This is a genomic window from Pedobacter sp. AC190, assembly GCF_979258025.1.
The window spans coordinates 1,320,426-1,345,257 of sequence record NZ_OZ409824.1 but is presented as its reverse complement, the minus strand read 5'-3'; the positions used below and the strand labels follow the sequence as shown (position 1 = coordinate 1,345,257).

The following is a 24,832-nucleotide window of genomic DNA, read 5'->3' as shown; positions in this document are numbered from 1 at the left end:
ATGTTGTCAGTCTGATCCCGTCGAAGACCGTTTAAAGAATAAAAAGAATCCTTCGACAAGCTCAGGATGACATTCTTTTTATTCTATGCAGTTTTAATTGCTTTCATCGCAGTCATTGCTTTACGCAAAGTAGCGCCAATTTGTTCTACTTCATGAGAACGGATCGCTTCGTTAACATCGATTAATTTTCTGTTATCAACAGCGCCATCTTTACCATCGTTAAAGTTTTTACCAACTAAATCAGTATCCACTTTTTTCATGAAATCAGCCAATAATGGTTTACAAGCCTGGTCGAATAAATAACAACCGTATTCAGCGGTATCAGAAATTACGCGGTTCATTTCAAACAATTTCTTACGGGCAATAGTGTTTGCGATAAGCGGTGTTTCGTGTAGCGACTCGTAGTAAGCAGATTCTGGTTTAATACCAGCCTGAACCATCGTTTCGAAAGCCAATTCAACACCAGCACGAACGAAAGCAACCATTAATAAATAGTTGTCGAAATATTCTTGCTCGCCAATTTTAACATCGCCAGCAGGAGTTTTTTCGAAAGCAGTTTCGCCAGTTTCAGCTCTCCATGCCAATAAGTTTTTATCGCCAGCAGCCCAATCTTCCATCATGATACGGCTAAATTCGCCACTCATAATATCATCCTGGTGTTTTTGGAATAACGGACGCATAATATCTTTTAATTCTTCCGAAATTTCGAAAGCTTTAATTTTAGCAATGTTGCTTAATCTATCAACCATTGCAGTAATACCGCCTTGCTTTAGCGCTTCAGTAATTACTTCAACACCATATTGAACCAGTTTAGATGCATAGCCAGCATCAATTCCTTTCTCAACCATTTTATCGAAAGATAGGATGGAACCTGTTTGCAATAGACCACAAAGAATGGTTTGTTCACCCATTAAATCAGATTTGACCTCAGCAACGAAAGATGATTTTAAAACACCAGCTCTATGACCACCTGTACCAACAGCATAAGCTTTTGCTTGTGCTAATCCTTTACCTTGAGGGTCGTTCTCCGGATGGACAGCAATTAAAGTTGGTACACCAAAACCACGAACATATTCTGCTCTAACTTCGCTTCCAGGGCATTTTGGAGCCACCATAATTACCGTTAAATCTTTGCGGATTTGCATACCTTCTTCCACAATGTTGAAACCGTGAGAGTACAATAATGTAGCGCCATCTTTCATTAAAGGCATAATTGCATTTACAACAGCAGTGTGTTGTTTATCTGGCGTAAGGTTAATTACCACATCCGCACCAGGAATTAATTCTTCGTAAGTACCAACTTTGAAATTGTTTTCTGTTGCATTTTTCCATGAATCTCTTTTGCCTTCAATCGCTTCTTTACGCAACGTGTAACTTACATCTAAACCACTATCTCTTAAATTTAAACCTTGATTTAAGCCTTGAGCGCCACAACCTACAATCACTAGTTTTTTGCCTTTCAAAGCGCTAACGCCATCTAAAAATTCGTTGCTATCCATGAAATCGCAAACACCCAGTTGGTTTAATTTTTCTCTAAGAGGTAATGTGTTAAAATAATTTGACATCGTTTTTGTTATTTATTTTATGGTTCTATTTTCTAATAATATTATTGTTAAGTCCGTGTCTTCACGAAACAGTTTTTCTTTTCGGGATAATTGACCGATATATTATGTGCGTTCCTCGCAATGACGAGTGTGTTAGCTTTCGTCTTTTCGCTAACCCTAAACCCTTTCTATACCTTTCTTCAGCGCCCAGGCATATCCGTAATGCACATTATCATGACCGATAGTCGTAATCAGCACTTCTTCAATGCTTTTCATTTCCACACCATAGGTTGATGTTGAAAAAGGCGTGATGTTCGCAAATACACCATTTGCATAATCTTCTTTTATCTTTTCAATACTATCAAGTGCTAAAGCTTTTAATTCTGCAACTTCTTCAGCTGTTACAGTATAAGTTGGACGAGTATCTTTTTTATAAAACTCATTGAATTTTACCGAGCTGGCATCAGCCAAAATCCCTGTACGGACATAACAAAGCGTTTGCGTACTCACTACCACATGCCCGAAATTCCAGATGATATTGTTGTTGTAACCTTCGGGAATTTTATTCAACTGCTCAATCGTTAAGCCATCCATCAACTGAATAAAAGCTTTACGGGAGTTAATTATAAAATCAAATATTTCGTTCATTTTTTCTATTGTTTTAGGTTTTAAGTTATACGTTTTACGTCCTGAACTTATAACTTACCACTTATAACGTAGTACTTATTTACATGGTAAAAATCTTCTCGCCTTTATCTAAAAACTCATTCTCAACAAGTTCTTCTCCAGGTTCAAAAGCTTCAAATTCTTTTAATTTTTCGTGGAAACCAGCACTGTCTTTAATAATCGCAACCCTGGCTGAGCGCACAAACTCAATTAGTTCATAAGGTTCTAAAGCTTTCACTAAAGCATCAGTTTCTTCTCTGTGGCCAGTTACTGCAAAAACGGTATAATCTTTACGGATCACGACTGCACTCGCACCATATTGTCTAAGTAATCGTTCTACAGTTACTTTCTCTGCAATTTCATCCGTAGATACTTTGTATAAAGCCAGTTCCTGCCAGATGATTTCTTCGTTGGTGTTGAAATAAACTTTCAAAACCTCAATTTGCTTCTCAATTTGACGAGCTAATTTTCTAACAACTTCATAGCTCTCCGTAATCACAATATTGAAACGGTGTATGCCATCAATTTCAGATGGAGAAGTATTTAAACTTTCAATATTGATTTTTCTCTTCGAGAAGATAATCGCAATCCTGTTTAATAAACCAATACGATTTTCAGCATAAACCGTGATGGTATATTCCTGCTTTCCTTCTATATCAGCTTTGTCAATTTTATGTTCTATTGTGTTTTCAGTACTCATGATAATTTCTTTTGGCAATGATTTTCGCTTTAGTCTTTCTGCTTTACTCTTTTCAGCTTATTTCAATCTAATCTCGCTTACGCTCATTCCTTGTGGAACCATTGGGAATACGTTATTTTCTCTTCCAACCATTACTTCCAGTAGAAACGAACCTTCGTGATTAATCATTTTTTCCAAAGCGGTTCTCAAGTTAGTACGCTCATCAACTTTATCAGCTTCGATATAGTAAGCCCTAGCTAGCGCCACAAAATCAGGACTTGTAATGTTTACCGATGAATAACGTTTATCATTAAACAGCTCTTGCCATTGGCGAACCATGCCTAAGAAACGGTTGTTCAAAATCAGGATTTTAACAGCTGCACCAAATTGCATAATAGTACCCAGTTCTTGTGGAGTCATTTGGAAACCACCATCGCCAATAATAGCAATTACAGTTTTGTTTGGCGCACCATATTTCGCACCAATTGCAGCAGGTAAACCAAAGCCCATTGTGCCTAAACCACCTGAAGTAATGTTACTTCGTGTATTATTAAATTTAGCGTAACGGCACGCTACCATTTGGTGCTGACCAACATCGGTTACAATCACTGCATCGCCGCCACAAATTTCATTGATGTTGCGTAATACTTCGCCCATCGTTATTTCATCTCCTTTTGGATAAAGTTCAGGTGTAATTACCTGGTCGATTTCCTGCTGATTGTAATCTTTGAATTTAGCAACCCAGTCTTCATGTTTATTTTCTTTAACCAGATTGGTTAATAGGGGTAAGGTTTCTTTACAATCACCCCAAACACCCACATCAGCTTTAACATTTTTATCAATTTCAGCTGGGTCAATGTCGAAATGAATAACTTTAGCCTGTTTTGCATATTTATCTAAACGACCAGTCACTCGGTCATCGAAACGCATTCCGATAGCGATTAATACATCACAATCGTTAGTTAAAACATTTGGGCCGTAATTACCATGCATCCCTAACATACCAACATTTAGTGGGTGCGAAGTAGGAATTGTACCTTCGCCCATAATTGTCCATGCGGCTGGAATACCACTTTTCTCAATAAATGCTTTAAATTCTTCTTCGGCGGTTCCTAAAACAACACCTTGTCCGAATAATACGAATGGTTTTTTAGCTGAATTGATTAATGCTGCAGCTTGCTCAATATACTCAACCCTAACTTTTGGTTTCGGACGATAAGAGCGGATATGATTACACTTCACATATTCAGGAAATTCCTCAATCTGTATTTGTGCATTTTTAGTAATGTCAATTAAAACTGGTCCTGGTCTTCCGCTTTTAGCAATGTAAAAAGCTTTAGCTAAAACTTCAGGTATTTCTTTCGCGTCTGTAACCTGATAATTCCATTTGGTAACAGGTGTGGTAATGTTAATTACATCCGTTTCCTGAAAAGCATCAGTTCCTAACAGATGAGCGAAAACCTGACCTGTGATACACACTAAAGGCGTACTGTCGATTTGAGCATCTGCCAAACCTGTAACCAAGTTGGTTGCGCCAGGTCCACTTGTTGCGAAGCAAACACCCACTTTACCACTAGCTCTTGCAAAGCCCTGAGCAGCATGGATACCACCTTGCTCATGACGAACCAATATGTGCTGTAATTTATCAGTGTAATCGTACAATGCATCGTAGATTGGCATAATTGCTCCTCCAGGATAACCGAAGATGGTGGTTACGCCTTCTTCAATCAATCCATTCAACAAAACCTGCGAGCCTGTTCCCTTGAAAGTTTTTGAGGTTTCTGCCTTCGCCTCGGTTTGTTGTATTGTATCTTGTGCAGTTTCCATAATTATGTTTTTGCGGTTCTATTATTCTTTAATCTTAATATCATAAATTGTGACATCAAGGGATCATCTCAAATTGTGATGATTGGTGTCTTAATTATATGCGGTCACAATTTGTGACCGGTTTAAATTTGACATTTACTTCCCCCTTGAGGAGGTTAGGGGGTTAATATTCATCAGTTACGCAACCACTTGCTGCATCTGATACTGTTTTAGCATATTTATATAAAACACCTTTTGTAACTTTTAATGCTGGTTGAACATATTTCTTTCTTCGCTCTGCGATAACATCTTCGCTCACTTGTAAACTAATGATGTTATTTACAGCGTCGATTAATATTGGGTCGTTATCTTCAACCAAACCAATTAAACCACCTTTGTAAGATTCTGGCGTAATGTGACCTACCACAAAACCGTGAGTACCCCCAGAGAAACGACCATCGGTAATCAAAGCAACGGATTTGCCCAAACCCGCACCAATAATTGCAGAAGTAGGTTTTAGCATTTCAGGCATACCTGGAGCTCCAACAGGACCTGAGTTTTTGATTACGATTACATCGCCAGGCTGAACACGACCACTAGAAATACCCGCAATTAAATCATGCTCGCCATCAAATACACGTGCTGGACCTTCAAATTTTTCTCCTTCCTTACCAGAAATCTTTGCAACAGAACCTTTTTCTGCTAAGTTTCCGTAAAGGATTTGTAAGTGACCTGTTGGTTTGATCGGTTCACTTAATTTTTGAATGATTTTCTGGTCATAATCCATAATCGATTTCACATCAGCCAAGTTTTCAGCCATTGTTTTTCCAGTTACGGTTAGGCAATCGCCATGCAATAAACCTTCGTTTAATAAAAACTTCAACACCGCAGGAATCCCACCATATTGGTGTAAATCTTGCATTAAGTATTTTCCACTTGGTTTAAAATCGGCCAATACGGGTGTGATGTCACTCATCTTTTGAAAATCATCTTGCGTAATTTCTACGCCGATCGCTTTACCCATTGCAATGAAATGCAACACCGCATTTGTACTTCCACCTAATATAATGATTGAACGAATTGCATTCTCGAATGCTTTTCTCGTCATGATATCAGATGGTTTAATATCTTTTTCTAATAAAACTTTGATGTATTTTCCAGCATCCAAGCACTCTTGTTTTTTCTCAGGACTAACTGCTGGATTTGATGAAGAATAAGGCAAACTCATTCCTAAAGCCTCAATTGCCGATGCCATTGTGTTTGCGGTGTACATACCACCACAAGCGCCTGCACCAGGACAAGTATGTTTAATAATGCCTTGATAATCTTCTTCTGATAAATTACCACAGATTTTTTGTCCTAAGGCCTCAAAAGCCGAAACAATATTTAGCTCTTCACCTTTGTAATGACCAGGAGCAATTGTGCCACCATAAACCATAATCGATGGGCGGTCTAAACGAGCCATTGCCATAATCGCACCTGGCATGTTTTTATCACAACCTGGAATCGAGATAATTCCATCATAATATTGCCCACCACAAATGGTTTCGATACTGTCTGCAATTACATCGCGACTTACTAAGGAGTAACGCATGCCGTCAGTTCCATTGCTCATTCCATCACTTACACCAATGGTGTTGAAAACCAAGCCCACTAAATCATTTTTCCAAACGCCAGCTTTAACATCTTTTGCAAGGTCGTTAAGGTGCATGTTGCAAGTGTTGCCATCGTAACCCATACTCGCAATACCCACTTGGGCTTTTGCCATATCTGCATCGGTTAATCCGATTCCGTAAAGCATTGCTTGCGCAGCAGGTTGTGTTGGGTCTTGTGTAAATGTTTTACTGTACTTATTTAATTCGCTCATTGTTAAAATATGTTGTGGTTCTGTTAGTTATATTGTCTGTATCGTATCTTGATACATGATTCTCGCAACTTGATACTAAATAATCACTTCGTAGTTTACTTTTTCAAGTACCAGGTTTTTATAAGCCCGTTGTATGGTATAGCCTATAGACTCTCTCCAAAGAGTTCGGAAAACAATATCATCTATGGAAGCAATCCCAGCAATTTCGGTAGCCGTGCCGCATAAGAAAGCACTGTCTGCTTGTTTCAAATCTTCAACTGTCAATTTTTTCTCGATACATTCGATATCTAGAACAGTACAAAGTTCTTTAACGGTGGCTCTGGTAATTCCAGGTAAAATATTTCCTAGTGATGGCGTGAAAAGTTTGCCATCTTTTTCTAAGCAGATGTTTGCTCCCGAAGCTTCGGCTACAAAACCGTGCATATCTAAAAGCAATGCCTCATCGTAACCTTTAATGTTGGCTGCGGTAGTTGCTAAGATGGAGTTCACGTAGTTTCCGCTCAATTTCGCTTCCATTGGAGTCGATTTAGGATTCGGTCTTTCGTAATCAGAAATGGTTAATTTTAAAAGTTTATTACCTGAATAAGCATCCCAATCCCAAGCACAAATTAAAATCGAAACGCCGCTAGGTTCATTCAATTTCATATTTGGGTGGCAAAAAACCAACGGACGGATATAAGCATCCTTCAGTTTATTTAAAGTAAGTAACTTATAAGTTTCCTTAATCAGTTCCTGCTTATCCCATGGAAAAGGAATGTTTGCCAGTTGACAAGAACGTTCTAAGCGATCGAAATGGGCAGCAGCTTTAAAAATGCGATTGCCATTATGCGTTTTGTAAGCTCTAATACCCTCGAACGCTGCATAGCCATAATGTAACGACTGTCCGTAAAGATCAGTACTGCTATCAACAGCCTTTTCAAACTTTCCATCAAGGTAAATAATCGTATTAGAATTATAGTATTTCATAATACCGTGTTTTGTTATTTAAAAAAAGCGTCCTGTTTGTATCAGGACGCTTTAGGTATATTTAGTTTTTTAAATCTATTTAAAAGCAGTCCGTTTTCTTCCCTAAAATATTTAGGAGAAGCAGGTTAAGTAAAATGACAGATAATAACACAATGTTTCCAGCTGCAATTGCAGTAGAGTTATTTAAAAATGTGTTATTTGATGTGATCATTACTATTGCTTTGTTTATAAAACCAATTTAGTTTTTGGTTCATAAATATGCAAGAGAAATCAGAAAAAAATGAAATAAGAATATAATTTTGATTTTTTATATTAAATCAGAACAATATTCTTATTCTGTTTAAGATTAGTGATTTAATCTCGACGACCGTAGACTGAATATCAAAACGGTATACGGTCTATTTGTTATGCTTGCATTATAAATTTTCTAATTTTCTGCCTAAAATTGCTTTTAGTGCTTAAATATTTAAAAAAATACTACCAAAAATGAAATCTGTTCAGTTGAGTTTTTACTTGTTGATATCTGAATTTTCACGGTGCATCATCTTCATCCCATAAAGCCATCGATCTGGAATATTTAAAAGACTTCCTTCGGATTCTAAGCCAGGCAACATTTTCGAAAGTGCATTTTCTTTTCTTAATGTTTTTTGAAGTTTGTTGATTGTCCTTGCTTTAAGTTGTTGGTATAGTTAAATAAAAGTGGGTTTACTTATCAAAAGGAATATAGAACCCACTGTTTGAATACCACTGTAGTTTTTTATAATAAGTTAGGTTAACATCGCCTTGATAAGGAATGTAGCATGTAAGTCCAGAAAATGTTTTTATCGGTGTGCCTAAAAAGTTTGCAGTAGCAGCTTTATATAAAATGGTTTTATCTAATTGAGCATAAATACTCGTCAAGTCATTATTTGCAAAATTATGATTTAAGAAGTCTCCAAAATCATAATTAGCCACGGGGAAATTAGTAGTGAAATCTAACCGTTGAATATTATCGCTAATAAATTTATTACCATAAAGTTTTGTTTTAAGCATAATTGCTTTCATTTCCGTAGCTAATTGCACAAGTTCGCTTGCTTTGACTAGCACAACCGTAGCAGATTGTCTATCGTCTGTATAAGCATTATAATAATCGTAATATGCTTTTGCTACATCTTTTAATTGAGCTGAACCTTGAAATAAGTAGGGCGTAATTTTTTGATAGGGAAAACTTTCTGCAATGGTTTCGGCGGGGGATGCGATAATGTATTTCGCTTTATCTTTAAATTCATACAAAACTTCTACTCCACCCATTGAGCAGGCATCGAAGATGATAAATTCAAGATTATTTGGTAAAGCGTTTTTTAAATCTATAATATCGATCTCTTTTCCAGTATCTCGCCCAAATGATTTTGTTTTAATTATTGCTGATGTTGGGGGAGCCCATGAAGTGGCATGCGACCAGAGTATAAGTCCGTAAGTTTCTGCAGGATACTCTGTTTGAGCATACTTAACTACGTCTTTTAAAAATTCAGGGTCTGAATTACTACTATTCTCGAAAGTTTTAACGGTGTCGCTAACAATTTTGTTTTCATCAGGATCATATTTAATCTTTAATAGATAAGAACGAACGCTACTGGTTTTAATGTACACCAATAATGTGCCATTAATGTTTGCAGCACCTTTTTCCATTTGGTTGATGCTGTTTAAAGCATCGTAACGTAAATCGTTATTTGCCTCCATATAAACCAACACCATCTTCGACACTTTTATCTTTTCAGGCGTTACATCGATATTTTTCTTACAGGAAGACTGAAGAGAAATTATACCAATAATAAAGAGTGATTTTAAAAAAAAATGTTTTAAAGATTTCATGACTGTTTTTTAGCAGAGCAAAAGTACTTAAATTCTATGCCGACTAAAACGAACGACTCTAAAGTGAAGATTCATGATGCATTGAAATTTTTAGGTTTAAAGAAATGCGAGAGCTATAAACTTAAGATTTCAAAATAATTTTTGGAGGTAATCTAAGTCATTAAATACAACTGATATAACTTTAACTTTAGTTTATCTGATTGTTATACAGTTGTTTAAATATAATTTTTATCTGCCTCTTGCTATTTATTTAAGCTTTTAGCTTTAAGAAATGTGCCTGTTATGGCTACAAAAAGTTATGTTAACAAACCATTATTATTTATTTTTTTTAGCACCGAAGCTTAACGTAAGCTTCTTTTTCGCTTAACTCAAAGCGTACTGTATTGGCCTTTCTTTGCAGTAACATTTAACTAATCATTTTCTAACGGTGCGCCAATAGTGCTCATTAATGTATAATAAATCAGACGTAATCTCAATCATTCCTTAAAGTTTTAGGCGCTTTCAGCCTCAAATAAAAAACACAAAAACAAATAAATTTTTAACATAACGAACAAAAATGAAAATCAGAAATTTACAATTTGGCTCTATTGCTATGCTCATGCTTTTAGGTACTGCCTGCCGAAAAGACAATGCTCCAGAAGTTGTTAATGAAAATCGTACTGCAGTACAGTTTTCATCTTCAATTAACGGACAAATTAAAACAAAAGCAGCAGATAACAGCTGGAGTGCAAATGATGCAATCGGCGTATTTATGAAAACTGGTACAGGTTTAACCAATGTTTTATCTGCAAATAAAGTTTATTTAACGCTTGGCGATGGCGAATTTAAACCATCAAATTTAGAGCAGACCATTTATTATCCTGAAGATGGAAAAGCAGTAGATTTTATCGCTTATTATCCATTCGATCAAAATCTTTCTGGTAACATTTATTCAGTAAATGTTAGTGCACAAGGTAACCAACCTGCAATCGATTTACTGTATGCAAATAATGCAGTGGGTTTAAGCAAAACCAGTACGAATGCTAATCTTGTTTTCTCTCACCAATTATCCAAAGTAGAATTTACTGTTAAAAATGGTACTGGTGTTGCAGATTTAAATGGCTTATCAGTAAGTATAACTGGTTTAAAAACTAATGCCAATTTCGATTTGGCAACAGGAACAATTACTCCTCAAAGCCAAACAGCAACTATTTTAGCTAAAACTGGTGTTCGAAATGCAGCCACTGTTGCTGAGGCAATTTTAATTCCAACTACTGACGAGGTAGGAACAAAAGTGATATTTACATTAGGTGCTAAAACTTTTACCTGGGCTTTACCGGCTGGTACCAAATTCGAAAAAGGTAAAAAATATAGCTACGAAATTGAATTAAAAGGCGAAGGCACAAGCCCTGTAGGAACTGCTGCATTTATTAAAGCAAGCGTTATAAACTGGAATGATGTTCCTTCTGGTTCATACAATCTTGATCAGGAAACTGTTGTTGTAACTCCTCCAACTTTGTCTGGTTATATGGAAACTCCTGCAATTACAACTGATGAGAACACCGTTTACGTTTCACACGGTTTTCCTGGAAAAACAGGTGTAAGAAATTACGCAATGTTATACGATAAAAAATATAAAATGGCTTATTGGGTAGCTTATCCTTTACATGCATCTTATATTGGAAGCTCTGGCCGTTCTGATGCATGGGCATTTGATCCTTCAATTGCCTCAAGCGATCAGGTTGATTTGGGTAGTTCTTTTGGTAATGGTTACGATCGCGGTCACCAAATTCCTAGTGGCGATCGTACAGCTTCTAGAGATTTAAATGCAACTACTTTCTATTATTCTAACATGACTGCTCAAGTTTCTTCCATGAACCAAGGCATTTGGAACAATTTAGAACAACAAGTTAGAACCTGGACTGCACAAAGTGATACACTTTATGTAGTTACTGGTGCCGCAATTAAAACAGCAACTGATCAAAACATTACTTATGCTAAAGGTTCTGCTATTCCTAAATATTACTATAAGGCGTTAGCAATGAAAAAAGGGAGTACATATTATACAATAGGGTTTAGAATCAATAATCAGGTTATCCCTTCGGGTAACAACTACAATACTTACCGTGTAAGTGTAAGTGATTTAGAAAAAGAAACAGGTTATACTTTCTTCCCTAAACTTTCTGCTGAGGTTAAAGCAACCGTTGATAACACGATCTGGAAATAAACAAACATAATAATACTTTAAAACGAACATGAGAAATCAAAACATTTTATTCGCGACAGCAATTACGCTGTTTGTAATGAGCAGTTCTTGTAAGAAAGATAACGCTCCAGTTGTAACGAACCCTAATGCAACGGCGGTTAAATTTTCTTCAAGCATTGATGGCCAAATTAAAACTAAAGCATTAAATGATGCCTGGGAAAGCAGTGATGCAATTGGTGTATTCATGAAAACTGGTACAGGTTTAACTTCTGTTATTTCTGCAAACAAAAATTACAATACAACAGGTGATGGCGAATTTAAACCATCAGCAGCTGATCAAACCTTATACTATCCAGAAGATGGTAAAACAGTAGATTTCATTGCTTACTATCCATTTAAGCAAAGTCTTCCTAGTAACAATATTTATGCTGTTGATGTAAATAATCAAACCATCCAAAGTGCAATAGATTTGTTATATGCAAACAATGCAACAGGCTTAAGCAAAACCAGTACAAATGCAAACCTTGTATTTTCTCATAAACTTTCGAAAATAGAGTTTACCGTTAAAAATGGTACTGGTGTATCTGATTTGAATGGCTTAAGTACAGCCATTGCAGGTTTAAACACTAAAGCTGATTTCGATTTAGCTACAGGAATTTTAGCTAATCAAACTCAGGCTGTTGAAGTTGTCGCTAAAACTGGTCTTAGAGGTTCTGCTGTAGTTTCTGAAGTTATTGTATTACCAGTTGAAGATGCTTCTGGAAAACAAATTACTTTTAGCTTGCCAGCTGGAAAATTCAAACTGACTTTACCAGCTAATACTAAATTTGAGCAAGGTAAAAAATATAGCTACGAAATTGAATTGAAAAATGGCGGTACAGCTACTCCTGTTGCTGTTGCAATTTCTGCTACTATTACCAACTGGAATAACGTTCCTTCAGGTTCTTATACTGTTGATCAGGATGTGGTTGTGGTAACTCCACCAGTTGGCGAAGATAAAGTGCTTTATACAGAAGGTTTTGGTACGGGAACAATTGGTACAACAAAACCAAAAATTGCAACTTATACTAACTACGATAACAAAACTTTCACATTTGCTGATAGCTACGGAAATGCAGATTTAAGAACTATTTCTACTTATGGCGACGGAACAAATGCACATGTTTGGTTACCTGCAGCTAAAGATGCTTCAGTGGTAATTTCTGGAGTTACTGTTAGTGGGTATTCGAAATTAAAAATTAAATATGATGCAGCAGCAAACATTCAAGGTTCAAGTTCAACTGGTAATTTGAATGTGATCAAAGTTAAAGTTAACGGCGTAGAATATGCGGTAACCAGTCAACCAATTGTAGGTGCTGATACAAATAAATTTTACACGTTAGAAGTTGTAGGTGATGTTCCTGCACTTGCAAATAACACAGTCGAATTTTTTGGTCCAGCTGCTACAAACACTTTAGGTTTACGTTTAGATAACGTTATAATTACAGGTACAAACAAATAAGAAGACTTATTAATAATATGAATAGCTTGTTTTGCTTCGGCGAAACAAGCTATTTTGTTATAAAGAATATTAAACCAAATTACTTTCAAGGTTCGGAAAAACTTGCCTTAGGCGAATTGTTTTTCAATAGAAATGAGAAATTCTTTGATCACAAAAAAAGCCTTTCCAAATTAATTGAAAAGGCTTTTTAAATGAGTTAAGTTATGTTATGCAATGCCTTCTGCCAAAACTACAATCTTATTATGAATAGCTTCAACTACGCCACCTTTAATAAAGAAACGTTGTTCTTCATCTTTGCCTGCTTTTATAATAACTTCTCCATCTTCTAAAGTTGAGATGATTGCCGCATGGTCTCTCAAAATTTGAAAAGAACCTAAAGTTCCAGGAACTGTAACTGCGGTTACTTCACCTTCGAAAACTTTTTTATCTGGAGTTAATATTTCTAAATTCATTTTTTTTGATTTGAGTATCAAGTAGCTAGTATCAAGTATCAAGATTTTATTGTTGGTCTTGATACCTGATACTCAAATTTCGATACTAGTTCGCTTCTGCTAATAATTTTTTACCTTTTTCAATAGCGTCTTCAATGCTACCAACCAAGTTAAATGCAGCTTCAGGATATTCATCAACTTCACCATCCATAATCATATTGAAACCTTTGATGGTATCTTTAATGTCAACCAATACACCTTTTAAGCCTGTAAATTGCTCAGCTACGTGGAAAGGTTGAGATAAGAAACGTTGAACACGACGAGCTCTAGATACTACTAATTTATCTTCTTCAGATAATTCGTCCATACCTAAGATCGCGATGATATCTTGTAATTCTTTATAACGTTGTAAAGTTTCTTTAACACGTTGTGCAGTGTTATAGTGCTCATCACCTAAAACGGCAGGAGAAAGGATACGTGAGGTAGAATCCAATGGATCTACCGCTGGGTAAATACCTAACTCAGCAATTTTACGAGAAAGTACCGTAGTTGCATCTAAGTGGGCGAAAGTTGTAGCTGGCGCAGGGTCAGTTAAATCATCCGCAGGTACATATACAGCCTGTACAGATGTAATTGAGCCACGTTTAGTTGAAGTAATACGCTCTTGCATTAAACCCATTTCAGTTGCCAATGTTGGTTGGTAACCTACCGCAGATGGCATACGACCTAATAAAGCCGATACCTCAGAACCTGCCTGAGTAAAACGGAAGATGTTATCAACGAAGAAAAGGATATCTTTTCCAGCGCCTTCGCCATCACCATCACGGAAATATTCTGCAACTGTTAATCCTGATAATGCTACACGAGCACGTGCACCAGGAGGCTCGTTCATTTGACCGAAAACCAATGTTGCTTTAGATTCTTTTAATTTTTCAGTATCAACTGCGTTCAAATCCCATCCACCTTTTTCCATTGAGTGTAAGAATTCATCACCATAGTTAATTACGCCTGATTCGATAAACTCACGAAGTAAATCGTTACCCTCACGAGTACGCTCACCAACACCTGCGAATACTGATAAACCAGCATAAGCTTTAGCGATATTATTTACCAACTCCATGATTAATACAGTTTTACCTACACCAGCACCACCGAACAAACCGATTTTACCACCTTTTGCATAAGGCTCTAATAAATCGATAACCTTTATACCAGTAAAAAGTACTTCAGTTTCTGTTGATAAATCTTCGAACTTAGGAGGAGTAGCGTGAATCGGGCGACCGTCAGCTTTATCTACTGCAGTGATTCCGTCAATTGCGTCACCTACTACGTTAAATAAACGACCTTTAATTTGGTCGCCAACTGGCATTTTAATCGCTGAACCAGTATCAAGTACCTTCATTCCACGAACTAAACCATCAGTAGAATCCATAGAGATTGCACGTACGCGGTCTTCGCCTAAATGCTGTTGAACTTCTAAAACAATTTTTTGTCCATTTTCTTTTGTTATCTCTAACGCATCGAAAATTTTAGGTAGATGGGCATCATCAGCAAAGCTAACGTCAACCACTGGGCCGATAATTTGTGCTATTTTTCCTAAGTTAGGCATATCTGTTGTGAGTAAATTTATTACAGTCAATGAATTAAAGCTGTTTGTAAGGGCTCCAATTCGGTTGGCAAAGTTAAGTTATTCTTGCTATATTTTAAATATATATTATAAAATTTTTAAACAAGGTTTTTATAGATAATTTAGAGGCATAAAATCATCAAATGAAAACCATTTTAGTAACTGGCAGTAACGGCCTTTTAGGCCAAAAATTAACTGAAAAAGTTTTAGCCGAAGGACGGGTAAAACTCATTGCAACTTCAAAGGGTGCTAATCGTTATCCTATTGCAAACGGATATGAATACGCCGAAATGGATATTTTGAATAACGGGCTGGTTAAGCAAGTTATCGAAAAGTATCAGCCCGATGCGATTATACATACCGCCGCAATGACTAATGTAGATACTGGCGAGGCTGATAAAGAACTTTGCCATCAATTAAATGTAGATGCAACTCAAAACTTAATATCGCTTTGCGAAAAAAATAATATTCGCTTTATACATTTAAGTACCGATTTTATATTTGATGGAGCAGATGGTCCATACAAAGAAGAAGATGCGCCAAATCCTTTGAGTTATTACGGAGAAACTAAACTATTAGCTGAATTAGCTGTTAAAGAATCGACAGCAAATTGGGCCATTTTGCGCACTATTTTAGTTTACGGTATTACTAATGATATGAGTCGTAGTAATATTGTGCTTTGGGCGAAAGGTGCATTAGAAAAGGGGCAGGCTATAAATGTAGTAAACGATCAATGGAGAATGCCGACCTTGGCCGAAGATTTAGCAGAGGCCTGCTTGTTAGCAGTAGAAAAAAATGCGCAAGGTATTTATCACGTTTCGGGGAAAGATTACATGAGCATTGCAGATTTAGTGAGAAAAGTTGCCGATTATTGGTCGCTTGATAAATCGATAATTTCTGAAATAAGTTCTGAAAGTTTAAATCAATCGGCTAAGCGACCAATTAAAACTGGTTTTGTATTAGATAAAACAATAAAAGATTTAGATTATAAACCACACAGTTTTGAAGAAGGACTGAAAATTGTGGATGAGCAGATGAAAAAAGTAGCAAGTGTTTAGTAGCAAGATTGGGAGACAGTAATTAGAAAACGAAAAACGTAACGGCCGATTTGTGAAGCCACAGCTGCAGTAAACCTTCAATAATAAAATATTTACAACAATTTAATAATAAAAAATATGTCATTACAAGTTGGCGATCAAGCCCCAGATTTTAAATTATACAGTTCTGATTTAGCAGAAGTTTCTTTATCAGCTTTTAAAGGTAAAAAGGTTATTATTCATTTTTTTCCGATGGCTTTTACGGGTACTTGTACTGAGCAATTGTGTACAATGAGAGATAACTTTAGTTTTTACGAAGGTATTAATGCGCAAGTATTAGGTATTTCAGTTGACTCTCCTTTTTCTTTAGCAAAGTTTAAAGAAGTGCAGAATTACCAATTTCCATTATTATCCGATTTTAACAAAAATGTATCAGAAGAATATGGTGCTTTGTACAATGAATTTGTATTCGGATTGAAAGGTGTTTCTAAAAGAGCAGCATTTGTTATTGATGAAGAAGGAAAAATCGCTTATGCTGAGGTTTTGGAAGATGCACACGACTTGCCTGATTTTAAGGCGATTGATGAAGCCTTGAAAGGTTAAGTTTAAACTTGCAATATATAATTTTGATTTTTTTTAAAATTTAATTGGAAATTAAAATATCAAATTATACCTTTGCAGTCCGTTAACAATACGGAAACGCATTTGTAGCTCAATTGGATAGAGCATCTCACTACGGATGAGAAGGTTTGGGGTTCGAATCCCTACAAGTGCACGAAAAAGAAAGCCTTTGAGAAATCTGAGGCTTTTTTTGTTGCATCGCGTTCCATTCAAAATGTCGGATTATTAATAATTAGAGCCTGTGATTCGTCTATGGTAAACAATAACTTGTTTGTACAGCAAAAGTTAATCGAATTTTGTCCGCCGGAGTTTTAAAAACTCGAATTTGTTTTAAAGTATAAAGCAGGAAATTTTTTATTCCTTTTTCGGCATTCAATTCTGCGACTTTTTTTGTGGCACTCAATTACCTAATTAAACATTTTCTTATTGCGGATTAATTTTATAGCAGCAAAGCCAACACCATCAGTCTCATTTCCTGTTATTAGTTCAAGCGTTTTGAATTTGTTCGCTCACGCAACGAATTAATTTTTTCGTGCCCAGGATACAGAGCCCATCTGATTCTTTATTAATCTTGATAGTATGCGAAAAAACACCATTCTTGGATCTTTAGACTGGGGAGTGGGGAAAATTGTCGGGCTGAACTGTATCATTAAGCAATTTTGCTAATGGATGCTGCATCATGCTCATTACGCAAGGAGAGCACTTTGGCTGCATCGACGATGTTCATTCTCAAATCTTCGCTAGCTTTTCTTACTTCTCTTGATGTCCATATCATATGCTAATATAGATATCAATAGGCAAATGATTTACATTTCCGAATTTTTTCGATCAATGAGCATGCTTCTGTCAAAAAATGGTTTAATTTTTTTATCGAATTAATTCTTGTGGGCAGTGACTTTTTACTGAACAATAAACCAGGGAAATTGTTATCTTAACCATATGCAGATTGAAACGGAAATCCTTGTAATCGGTGGCGGACTGGCCGGCTTGACCGCGGCGCTGCATTTACAGCAATCTGGATTTCACGTCACGCTAATCGAGAAAAAACCTTATCCACATCATAAAGTTTGCGGGGAGTATGTTTCCAATGAAGTACTGCCATATTTAAGCTGGCTTGGCATTTCTTTTGAAAGCCTGAAGCCGGCTTTGATAACCAGCTTACAGTTTAGTTCTGTTTCCGGATCTTTCCTGAATGCGAGTTTGCCGCTCGGCGGATTTGGGCTAAGCAGGTATGTGATGGATGATTTCCTCTACCAAGAACTCTTAAAAAGAGGTGTGTCGGTGCTTTTCGATACAGTTAATCAGGTACTATACAAGAATGATCTTTTCTATGTGGAGACTAATGCAAATAAGCAATTCGTTGCCAGCCATGTTTTAGGAGCCTTTGGCAAAAGATCCTCACTTGATAAAACGCTTGGACGGGATTTTATGCAGAGTAAATCTCCTTACCTTGCTGTAAAGGCGCACTATGAGGGAGAGTTTCCGTCTAACCTGGTTGCCCTGCATAATTTCAGTGGAGGATATTGCGGGATTTCAAAAGTTGAAGATAACAAACTTAATATATGTTATCTCGCGAATTTTAACCGTTTCAAGCATTTTAAGAATATCGAAAGCTATCAGCAGGAAGTGCTATATAAAAATAAGTTTCTTAAAACTATTTTAGAGGATTCAAGAATGATTTTTGAAACGCCGCTAACTATAAGTCAGATTTGCTTTGAGTCAAAGGAACCTGTTTTTGATCATATTCTCATGATAGGTGATACTGCAGCTTTAATTCATCCGCTTTGTGGAAACGGCATGGCAATGGCCATACACAGTGCTAAAATTGCATCTGAACTTCTGATTAGATTTTCCCAAAGTAAAGGACTTTCCAGAATGGTGATGGAAAAGGAATATACAAAGCAGTGGAAAGGTCTTTTTCAAAGAAGACTCTTCGCGGGAAAAATCTTGTCCGCTGTTTTCAGTAATCCCACTATACAGAAATTAGCCCTGGGTACTTTAACTAAAATGCCTGGTCTGCTTTCAAGAACGATCAAAATGACGCATGGAAAACCACTATCAATTTCTCAATAAATGCCAATAGATACAAAATTTAGAAGCACAGCTGCAGAAATCATGGATGACTTCGCAATGGAGGGAGATATCTTAACGGATGCCTTGGATAAAATCGCGGCAATAAACAAACTCCTTGGGGGAAACAAAGTGACTTTGGAAGGCGTTAGAATGTTGATGCCGAAAAATAATGCTGCTAAGCTAAGCATTACTGACGTAGGTTGTGGTAACGGAGCAATGCTTAGAATGCTCGCGGATTATGCCCGTAAAAATCATTTGAACTTTGAGTTGAAAGGAATAGATGCTAATAAATGCACCATCGCACATGCCGTGCGCTGTTCTTTGAACTATCCGGAAATACAATATCAGTGCAGTGATATTTTTGATCAAAGCAAAGAAACTGAGCGATGCGATATCATGCTCTTCACCCTCACCCTGCATCATTTTTCCGACGGCCAGATAACTAATCTTTTCAACAACCTTATCAAGGGGGTTTTCGTAGGTATAGTTGTCAATGATCTGGAAAGAAGTGGTCTTGCATACCGTCTTTTTACCGCGTTGAGCTATGTGTTCAAGCTTAATGATATGTCAAGGGAAGATGGTCTAGTGTCAATTCTTCGTGGATTTAAGAAGGCAGATCTAAAGCGCTACGAAAAAGCCTTAGACATTACTTCAAGTTATATAGGCTGGAGATGGGCTTTCAGGTATTTATGGGTTATTAAAACAAGATGAGCGTAAAAATTAAAACAATAAGCAAAGCTTTACCTGAGTTCTCCAGAACAACTTCTGAAATTCTGCCATTTTTGGATATTTGGTTAGCTGGACAGGACGACCGATTTATCAGAAAGGTTAAAAAGATATTTGAAGGTGCTGCAGTGGACAAGAGGTATTCAATTATGTCACCCGAAGAAGTATTTTCCGACTTGACTTTTGAAAAGCGAAATGATATATATGTTCGGGCGGCAATTAAGCTCGGCATACAATGTCTTTCTTCTGCTCTGGAAAAGGCAGACTGGAAACCAGTCGATTTAGATTTTATCATTACCGTAAGTTGTACGGGGATTATGATTCCGTCATTGGATGCGTATCTAATCAATGCCCTTGGCTTAAGGCAAGATATTGTTAGGCTTCCAGTTACTGAAATGGGCTGCGCAGCAGGTGTGTCTGGGATGATTTATGCTAAAAATTTTTTAAAGGCAAATCCTGGAAAAAGAGCAGCTGTTATTGCTGTTGAATCCCCGACAGCAACATTTCAGCTAAATGACTTTTCCATGGCCAATATCGTCAGTGCGGCAATTTTTGGAGATGGGGCTGCATGTGTGCTGCTAAGCTCTCATGAATCTGATCAGGGGCCAGAGATCCTTGCAGAGGAAATGTATCATTTTTACCACGCAGAAGATATGATGGGTTTTAAGCTTACCGATAGCGGACTTCAGATGGTGCTTGATGTGGAGGTACCCGAAACCATCGCGGAGCATTTTCCAGAAATAATTCATCCTTTTTTACTAAAAAACGGGTTGGAAATTTCGGATATAGACCATCTTATTTTTCATCCCGGAGGAAGAAAAATCATCCAGGTGGTAGAAGCACTATTTGGTCAGTTAGGCAAAAATATAGATCATACCAAAGAGGTGTTGAGACAATATGGTAATATGAGTAGTGCTACGGTACTTTACGTTTTGCAGCGTCATATGGAAACGAATCCCGCCTCTGGTGAAACGGGTTTGATGCTCAGCTTCGGTCCAGGCTTTTCTGCCCAAAGAATACTTTTGAAGTGGTAATATGACTAAAGCAGAAATTCTAAGCAAACTTCCTTACGGGAAGGACTTTTTATTTGTCGGGGAATTGTTACATGTCGATGAAGATGGCGCAAAAGGTACCTATACTTTTGATAAAGAGCTTTCCTTTTATAAGTCACACTTCAAGGATTTTCCGATTACTCCGGCAGTCATACTTACAGAAACCATGGCGCAGATTGGCGTGGTGTGTTTAGGGATCTTCCTGGTTGGAGAAACCTTGATGGAAAAAGGTTTTGGACTCGCGATGACCTCCAGTGAAATTGATTTCCTGAGACCTGTCTATCCTGGAGAACAAGTTTTTGTTACAAGTGAGAAGATTTATTTCAGGTTTAACAAACTATCCTGCAAAGTGGTTATGAAAAATTCAGCAGGGGAAACAGTTTGTAAAGGTATAATATCGGGTATGTTAACAACGAATGCAAATGACTGAAAATAGGGTTGTAATTACTGGCTTGGGTGTATGTGCACCAAATGGAACAACTGTTGAGGAATTTCTTCATGCCATAAAAAATGGGCTATCTGGAATAAGCCATCAGCCCGAACTTGAAAGACTGGGTTTTTCTTGTCAGATAGCAGGCAAACCTACTCTTGATGAAGCGCGGATAGCTCAATATTTTACCCCTCTTGAAATAAGAAGCTTAGCGAGTTCTGGAATTGTTTATGGAGTTATTGCAGGACTTGACGCTTGGCGGAATGCAGGCCTTGAAATATCCGCCGCGGCTGATCCTGACTGGGATAGTGGAACTTTTTTTGGAACTGGAACTTCTGGGATTGATAAGTTCAGATGGGCAATTAACAAAATAGATGAACTTGATATAAGAAAGCTAGGTAGCAGTGTTGTAGCGCAAACAATGGCCAGTGGTGTGAGTGCTTTCATCAGTGGTAAGCTTGGATTAGGCAACCAGGTTAGCACAAATTCTGCAGCCTGTGCAACAGGCACAGAAAGTATCTTGATGGCTTACGATCACATTAAATCTGGAAAAGCGAGGAGAATGCTTGCAGGAAGTACAAGTGATAGTGGACCATACATTTGGGGGGGATTTGATGCGATGAAGGTTTGTACCTTCAAACACAATAATTCACCTGAAAGTGGTAGCAGGCCAATGAGCGCCACTGCAAGTGGGTTTGTTCCTGGCAGCGGGGCAGGTGCAATCGTATTGGAATCTCTCGATAGTGCGCAGTCCAGGAATGCCAGTATTTATGCTGAGGTAATCGGTGGTCATGTTAACTCGGGTGGTCAGCGTGGCGGGGGGACAATGACCGCTCCTAACCCAGGGGCTGTTCAGCGTTGTATCGTAAAAGCGATTGAGAATGCCAGAATTAATCCTGAGGACATCGATGTTATTAACGGGCATTTGACTGCAACAAGCAAAGACGCACTTGAAATTGAAAACTGGAAGCATGCACTTGGCTCCTCCAAAGAAAATTTTCCATATATAAATTCGTTAAAAGGAATGATTGGTCATTGTATTAGCGCCTCAGGGAGCATCGAATGCGTTGCATCCGTGCTGCAGTTATACGAAGAATTTATCTTCCCAAACATAAACTGCGAGGATTTGAATTTGGAAATTTCCTCACTGATAGATGAGCGTAGGGTTCCTCGCAAACTTTTAAAAAGAAGTTTTAATATTTTGGCCAAAGCGAGTTTTGGGTTTGGAGATGTGAATGCCTGTTTAATTTTAAAAAAATACCGCAATGGATAAAAAAGAAATAATTGCTGAACTTAAGGAAATTGTTTCCCTTTATACCGAAAACCAGGATTCATTGGAAAACATAAATGAACAGACTGATTTCATTACGGACTTGAAAATAAATTCAGCTAATCTTGTGGATATCGTACTTGATATCGAAGAAAAGTTCAATATCTCAATCGACAATGATTCGATGGCGAGAATGCTAAATATTAAAGCTACAGTTGAGGTCATTGAAACTAAACTTGCTGAAAATGCTGGGTAATGATGTTATAGATCTAAGACTTGCCAAAACGCAAAGCAACTGGAAACGGTCAAACTATTTGTCTAAGGTTTTTTCTTTAAATGAGCAGGATATAATTTATAATTCAGACAATGCGGACCTGATGGTCTGGCTGATGTGGAGCATGAAAGAGGCAGTCTATAAGATTGTAAACCGGCAAACGGGAATTCGTGTTTATGATCCAAAGGCATTCATTTGCGGATTCGATCTGAATGGTTCGAAGGCAAAGGGTTCTGTCGACTATTTTGGTGAAAAATTTTTAACAAGTAGCGAGGTTGCTCAAAACTACGTTCATACGCTGAGCTTTAAGACTTATGCCAGCTATGAAAAGTGCAGGATAATTCACGCAAAAAACTGTACCGATTACTTAACTCTTTTTAACCGTGATCATAACGATTTATTTCTGCAAACAGATGAATCGGGACTGCCTGAAATCTTTAGGAAACAGGCGATGACACATCATATCACGACAATAAGCCATCATGGAAACTTTCTATTTATTGCTTACCTGTTATAGTGAGCAATTTTGGGCCAGCTTAAATGGGATAAATTGCAAATTTTGTATTCCTATTTGATGCTCTCGTTGGTTAGAAATTCGGGTGGCCGGTTTTGCACGGAATCACATAATTATTTTTTCGATACTTCGTCAATTCAATTGAAGATTCTAATTTCATAGTACCTCTTAGGTTTTAATATCACACAACTTCCAGCCAAGAACAATATTCATGCTCGAACTATAAGTTGGATTAAGCTTGTATTCGAAATGTGATGTGATTAAAATTCGAAAAGAGAGGGAAAAAAGGTATAAAACAAAAAGCCATCATTTCTGATGGCTTTAGTTTCGATTTTTTTTGAAGTACTCGGGGCGGGAATCGAACCCGCACGCCTTTGAAAGCACAGGATTTTAAGTCCTGCGTGTCTACCAGTTCCACCACCCGAGCATTAGCCTGTTCCGAAATCCTTCGGTAGGTTAATTTTTAATAAATGCTTTCTGGTAGGAAAACATTTAGAGCGAAAGACGAGATTCGAACTCGCGACCCCGACCTTGGCAAGGTCGTGCTCTACCAACTGAGCTACTTTCGCAAATTAATACATTGCTGTATTCCTTTGGGGTTGCAAATATAGGGATATAATTTTCAGTACCAAAAATAATTGAAAATAATTTTCAATATTAATATAGATATCGCGAATGCTAAAAGTCAAACTAATATTTGTACCTGCTTTCGGATTATTTTAGTGTACTTGAAAGTTGATATCAATCGCATCATTAAATAATTTTTATCAGACAAATAATTAAATGTTTTGGGAAACGACTTGCATACGAATAGAATATTTGGTTAAGTGTAAACAAGACCTAAGATTCTTTGCAAAAGCATTTAGAATGCTTTTAAAATGGGTTTATTTTCAAATAAATTCTCAATTATAAATAGCATCTAAATTAATAATTATATATTTGCAGCCTTGAAAGGCAACGCTTTAATTTAATATTAGGCATTGACTTTCATATTTAGTACAGCCATAGGAATAAGGCTTTTTTAATTTTAAAGACAACCTAAACAACTTGAATGCTTAATTTAGTTCTCTTTGGCCCTCCAGGGGCGGGTAAAGGCACCCAATCTGAAAAACTGATTGCAAAATATCAGTTGGTACACGTTTCAACAGGCGATCTATTTAGAGCACACGTTAAAGGAGAAACAGAATTAGGAAAAAAAGTTAGTCAATTGTTAGCTGATGGAGAATTGGTGCCAGATGCGATTACAATTGCCATGCTTGAAGAAGAAGTAGATAAAAACCCTGATGCAAAAGGATTTGTATTTGATGGTTTTCCTCGAACGGTTCCGCAAGCAAAGGAACTTGATTTATTTTTAGAGCGTAAGGACAGTAAAATCGCTGGTGTTATTGCTTTAGATGTTGATCAGGATGAATTAACAAAACGCATAGCTGAACGTCATAAAATTAGTGGCCGTCCAGATGATGATGCAGAAAAGTTAAAAAAACGCATTTCAGAATACTTCGATAAAACTATCCATGTATTACCTTATTACGAGGAGCAGGGGAAATTGAAGAAAGTAAACGGAATTGGTGAAATAGATAGAGTTTATAATGATCTTTGCGCTGTAATAGATCAGTTTTAAATAATCAATTTTTTTAAAAATAGCATCCGCAAAAAAGGCATTAGTTGTTTTTTGCGGATGTTTGTTTTTTAGCGATTTTTGTAATCTAAAA

At 37.0% G+C, this 24,832-nt stretch carries 22 protein-coding genes and 3 tRNA genes; 13 read left to right on the top strand and 12 right to left on the bottom strand.

Annotated features, from left to right (window positions below; all coding sequences use genetic code 11):
- Positions 1-83: 83 nt before the first annotated feature.
- From ilvC to ACZZZI_RS05785, 7 genes are all read right to left on the bottom strand, one after another.
- Positions 84-1,565 (bottom strand): ketol-acid reductoisomerase, encoded by a 1,482-nt coding sequence (ilvC, locus tag ACZZZI_RS05815; RefSeq protein ID WP_463488916.1) that lies wholly within the window; start codon positions 1,563-1,565, stop codon positions 84-86.
- A 156-nt stretch (positions 1,566-1,721) separates the two neighbouring features.
- Entirely contained in the window at positions 1,722-2,192 is a 471-nt protein-coding gene (locus ACZZZI_RS05810; RefSeq protein WP_463488915.1) for a DinB family protein, read from the bottom strand.
- A 79-nt stretch (positions 2,193-2,271) separates the two neighbouring features.
- Complete coding sequence (gene ilvN / locus ACZZZI_RS05805; protein WP_316763511.1) at positions 2,272-2,910, bottom strand: acetolactate synthase small subunit; 639 nt, start codon at positions 2,908-2,910, stop codon at positions 2,272-2,274.
- Between the two features lie 57 nt (positions 2,911-2,967).
- Positions 2,968-4,716, bottom strand: coding sequence for a biosynthetic-type acetolactate synthase large subunit (gene ilvB, locus ACZZZI_RS05800; RefSeq protein ID WP_463488914.1), 1,749 nt, complete (start codon positions 4,714-4,716; stop codon positions 2,968-2,970).
- Positions 4,717-4,879: 163 nt separating this feature from the next.
- Entirely contained in the window at positions 4,880-6,562 is a 1,683-nt protein-coding gene (ilvD, locus tag ACZZZI_RS05795; protein WP_463488913.1) for a dihydroxy-acid dehydratase, read from the bottom strand.
- A 75-nt stretch (positions 6,563-6,637) separates the two neighbouring features.
- Positions 6,638-7,528 (bottom strand): aminotransferase class IV, encoded by an 891-nt coding sequence (locus ACZZZI_RS05790; protein ID WP_463488912.1) that lies wholly within the window; start codon positions 7,526-7,528, stop codon positions 6,638-6,640.
- Positions 7,529-8,233: 705 nt separating this feature from the next.
- Complete coding sequence (locus tag ACZZZI_RS05785; RefSeq protein ID WP_344765897.1) at positions 8,234-9,379, bottom strand: clostripain-related cysteine peptidase; 1,146 nt, start codon at positions 9,377-9,379, stop codon at positions 8,234-8,236.
- A 556-nt stretch (positions 9,380-9,935) separates the two neighbouring features.
- Between ACZZZI_RS05785 and ACZZZI_RS05780 the strand changes: the two genes are divergently transcribed.
- Both ACZZZI_RS05780 and ACZZZI_RS05775 read left to right on the top strand, forming a co-directional pair.
- Entirely contained in the window at positions 9,936-11,585 is a 1,650-nt protein-coding gene (locus ACZZZI_RS05780; RefSeq protein ID WP_463488911.1) for a fimbrillin family protein, read from the top strand.
- 28 nt (positions 11,586-11,613) lie between these two features.
- Positions 11,614-13,065, top strand: coding sequence for a fimbrillin family protein (locus ACZZZI_RS05775; RefSeq protein ID WP_463488910.1), 1,452 nt, complete (start codon positions 11,614-11,616; stop codon positions 13,063-13,065).
- A 206-nt stretch (positions 13,066-13,271) separates the two neighbouring features.
- On the opposite strand, the gene atpC is transcribed toward ACZZZI_RS05775, so the two are convergent.
- Both atpC and atpD read right to left on the bottom strand, forming a co-directional pair.
- Positions 13,272-13,517, bottom strand: coding sequence for an ATP synthase F1 subunit epsilon (gene atpC, locus ACZZZI_RS05770; RefSeq protein ID WP_010601039.1), 246 nt, complete (start codon positions 13,515-13,517; stop codon positions 13,272-13,274).
- An 85-nt stretch (positions 13,518-13,602) separates the two neighbouring features.
- The gene (gene atpD / locus ACZZZI_RS05765; protein WP_316763625.1) at positions 13,603-15,105 is read right to left on the bottom strand and encodes a F0F1 ATP synthase subunit beta; all 1,503 of its coding nucleotides are present in this window, start codon (positions 15,103-15,105) and stop codon (positions 13,603-13,605) included.
- Positions 15,106-15,266: 161 nt separating this feature from the next.
- Between atpD and ACZZZI_RS05760 the strand changes: the two genes are divergently transcribed.
- From ACZZZI_RS05760 to ACZZZI_RS05750, 3 genes are all read left to right on the top strand, one after another.
- Positions 15,267-16,181 carry an SDR family oxidoreductase gene (locus ACZZZI_RS05760; RefSeq protein ID WP_344765901.1) on the top strand — a complete coding sequence of 305 codons (915 nt, stop codon included), beginning with the start codon at positions 15,267-15,269 and terminating at the stop codon, positions 16,179-16,181.
- 117 nt (positions 16,182-16,298) lie between these two features.
- Positions 16,299-16,763: a redoxin domain-containing protein gene (locus ACZZZI_RS05755; protein WP_316763484.1), complete on the top strand. Its 465-nt coding sequence runs from the start codon at positions 16,299-16,301 to the stop codon at positions 16,761-16,763.
- A 98-nt stretch (positions 16,764-16,861) separates the two neighbouring features.
- Positions 16,862-16,935 (top strand) — tRNA-Arg (locus ACZZZI_RS05750).
- Positions 16,936-17,430: 495 nt separating this feature from the next.
- Here ACZZZI_RS05750 and ACZZZI_RS05745 read toward each other — a convergent pair.
- Positions 17,431-17,556 carry a hypothetical protein gene (locus tag ACZZZI_RS05745; RefSeq protein ID WP_316763482.1) on the bottom strand — a complete coding sequence of 42 codons (126 nt, stop codon included), beginning with the start codon at positions 17,554-17,556 and terminating at the stop codon, positions 17,431-17,433.
- Between the two features lie 164 nt (positions 17,557-17,720).
- Here ACZZZI_RS05745 and ACZZZI_RS05740 point away from each other — a divergent pair, with 164 nt between their 5' ends.
- The 7 genes from ACZZZI_RS05740 to ACZZZI_RS05710 are packed head-to-tail and all read left to right on the top strand — an operon-like array spanning position 17,721 to position 23,123.
- Positions 17,721-18,854: an NAD(P)/FAD-dependent oxidoreductase gene (locus ACZZZI_RS05740; RefSeq protein WP_424056834.1), complete on the top strand. Its 1,134-nt coding sequence runs from the start codon at positions 17,721-17,723 to the stop codon at positions 18,852-18,854.
- Positions 18,855-19,565: a methyltransferase domain-containing protein gene (locus ACZZZI_RS05735; protein WP_316763476.1), complete on the top strand. Its 711-nt coding sequence runs from the start codon at positions 18,855-18,857 to the stop codon at positions 19,563-19,565.
- Positions 19,562-20,614 (top strand): type III polyketide synthase, encoded by a 1,053-nt coding sequence (locus ACZZZI_RS05730; protein WP_463488909.1) that lies wholly within the window; start codon positions 19,562-19,564, stop codon positions 20,612-20,614. The genes ACZZZI_RS05735 and ACZZZI_RS05730 overlap by 4 nt, the downstream gene beginning before the upstream one ends.
- Before the next feature lies 1 nt (position 20,615).
- Positions 20,616-21,062: a 3-hydroxyacyl-ACP dehydratase FabZ family protein gene (locus tag ACZZZI_RS05725; RefSeq protein ID WP_463488908.1), complete on the top strand. Its 447-nt coding sequence runs from the start codon at positions 20,616-20,618 to the stop codon at positions 21,060-21,062.
- Positions 21,055-22,335 carry a beta-ketoacyl-[acyl-carrier-protein] synthase family protein gene (locus ACZZZI_RS05720; protein WP_463488907.1) on the top strand — a complete coding sequence of 427 codons (1,281 nt, stop codon included), beginning with the start codon at positions 21,055-21,057 and terminating at the stop codon, positions 22,333-22,335. Before ACZZZI_RS05725 ends, ACZZZI_RS05720 begins: the two co-directional genes overlap by 8 nt.
- Positions 22,328-22,588: an acyl carrier protein gene (locus ACZZZI_RS05715; RefSeq protein WP_316763467.1), complete on the top strand. Its 261-nt coding sequence runs from the start codon at positions 22,328-22,330 to the stop codon at positions 22,586-22,588. Before ACZZZI_RS05720 ends, ACZZZI_RS05715 begins: the two co-directional genes overlap by 8 nt.
- Positions 22,578-23,123: a 4'-phosphopantetheinyl transferase family protein gene (locus tag ACZZZI_RS05710; protein WP_463491775.1), complete on the top strand. Its 546-nt coding sequence runs from the start codon at positions 22,578-22,580 to the stop codon at positions 23,121-23,123. The genes ACZZZI_RS05715 and ACZZZI_RS05710 overlap by 11 nt, the downstream gene beginning before the upstream one ends.
- Before the next feature lie 340 nt (positions 23,124-23,463).
- Here the strand turns inward: ACZZZI_RS05710 and ACZZZI_RS05705 are convergent.
- Positions 23,464-23,547, bottom strand: a tRNA-Leu gene (locus ACZZZI_RS05705).
- Between the two features lie 69 nt (positions 23,548-23,616).
- A tRNA-Gly gene (locus ACZZZI_RS05700) sits at positions 23,617-23,689 on the bottom strand.
- A gap of 482 nt (positions 23,690-24,171) precedes the next feature.
- Between ACZZZI_RS05700 and ACZZZI_RS05695 the strand changes: the two genes are divergently transcribed.
- Positions 24,172-24,741: an adenylate kinase gene (locus ACZZZI_RS05695; protein WP_344765908.1), complete on the top strand. Its 570-nt coding sequence runs from the start codon at positions 24,172-24,174 to the stop codon at positions 24,739-24,741.
- Positions 24,742-24,832: the final 91 nt, after the last annotated feature.

Bases quoted from the DNA above. Each gene is read 5' to 3' on its own strand.
- ACZZZI_RS05790 (WP_463488912.1), bottom strand. From the start codon at position 7,528: ATGAAATACTATAATTCTAATACGATTATTTACCTTGATGGAAAGTTT.
- ilvN (WP_316763511.1), bottom strand. From the start codon at position 2,910: ATGAGTACTGAAAACACAATAGAACATAAAATTGACAAAGCTGATATA.
- ACZZZI_RS05775 (WP_463488910.1), top strand. From the start codon at position 11,614: ATGAGAAATCAAAACATTTTATTCGCGACAGCAATTACGCTGTTTGTA.
- ACZZZI_RS05725 (WP_463488908.1), top strand. From the start codon at position 20,616: ATGACTAAAGCAGAAATTCTAAGCAAACTTCCTTACGGGAAGGACTTT.
- ACZZZI_RS05760 (WP_344765901.1), top strand. From the start codon at position 15,267: ATGAAAACCATTTTAGTAACTGGCAGTAACGGCCTTTTAGGCCAAAAA.
- ilvC (WP_463488916.1), bottom strand. From the start codon at position 1,565: ATGTCAAATTATTTTAACACATTACCTCTTAGAGAAAAATTAAACCAA.
- ACZZZI_RS05745 (WP_316763482.1), bottom strand. From the start codon at position 17,556: ATGATATGGACATCAAGAGAAGTAAGAAAAGCTAGCGAAGATTTGAGA.
- ilvB (WP_463488914.1), bottom strand. From the start codon at position 4,716: ATGGAAACTGCACAAGATACAATACAACAAACCGAGGCGAAGGCAGAA.
- ACZZZI_RS05810 (WP_463488915.1), bottom strand. From the start codon at position 2,192: ATGAACGAAATATTTGATTTTATAATTAACTCCCGTAAAGCTTTTATT.
- ACZZZI_RS05735 (WP_316763476.1), top strand. From the start codon at position 18,855: ATGCCAATAGATACAAAATTTAGAAGCACAGCTGCAGAAATCATGGAT.
- ACZZZI_RS05780 (WP_463488911.1), top strand. From the start codon at position 9,936: ATGAAAATCAGAAATTTACAATTTGGCTCTATTGCTATGCTCATGCTT.
- ilvD (WP_463488913.1), bottom strand. From the start codon at position 6,562: ATGAGCGAATTAAATAAGTACAGTAAAACATTTACACAAGACCCAACA.
- ACZZZI_RS05755 (WP_316763484.1), top strand. From the start codon at position 16,299: ATGTCATTACAAGTTGGCGATCAAGCCCCAGATTTTAAATTATACAGT.
- ACZZZI_RS05740 (WP_424056834.1), top strand. From the start codon at position 17,721: ATGCAGATTGAAACGGAAATCCTTGTAATCGGTGGCGGACTGGCCGGC.
- ACZZZI_RS05695 (WP_344765908.1), top strand. From the start codon at position 24,172: ATGCTTAATTTAGTTCTCTTTGGCCCTCCAGGGGCGGGTAAAGGCACC.
- ACZZZI_RS05730 (WP_463488909.1), top strand. From the start codon at position 19,562: ATGAGCGTAAAAATTAAAACAATAAGCAAAGCTTTACCTGAGTTCTCC.
- ACZZZI_RS05715 (WP_316763467.1), top strand. From the start codon at position 22,328: ATGGATAAAAAAGAAATAATTGCTGAACTTAAGGAAATTGTTTCCCTT.
- ACZZZI_RS05710 (WP_463491775.1), top strand. From the start codon at position 22,578: ATGCTGGGTAATGATGTTATAGATCTAAGACTTGCCAAAACGCAAAGC.
- atpD (WP_316763625.1), bottom strand. From the start codon at position 15,105: ATGCCTAACTTAGGAAAAATAGCACAAATTATCGGCCCAGTGGTTGAC.
- ACZZZI_RS05785 (WP_344765897.1), bottom strand. From the start codon at position 9,379: ATGAAATCTTTAAAACATTTTTTTTTAAAATCACTCTTTATTATTGGT.
- ACZZZI_RS05720 (WP_463488907.1), top strand. From the start codon at position 21,055: ATGACTGAAAATAGGGTTGTAATTACTGGCTTGGGTGTATGTGCACCA.
- atpC (WP_010601039.1), bottom strand. From the start codon at position 13,517: ATGAATTTAGAAATATTAACTCCAGATAAAAAAGTTTTCGAAGGTGAA.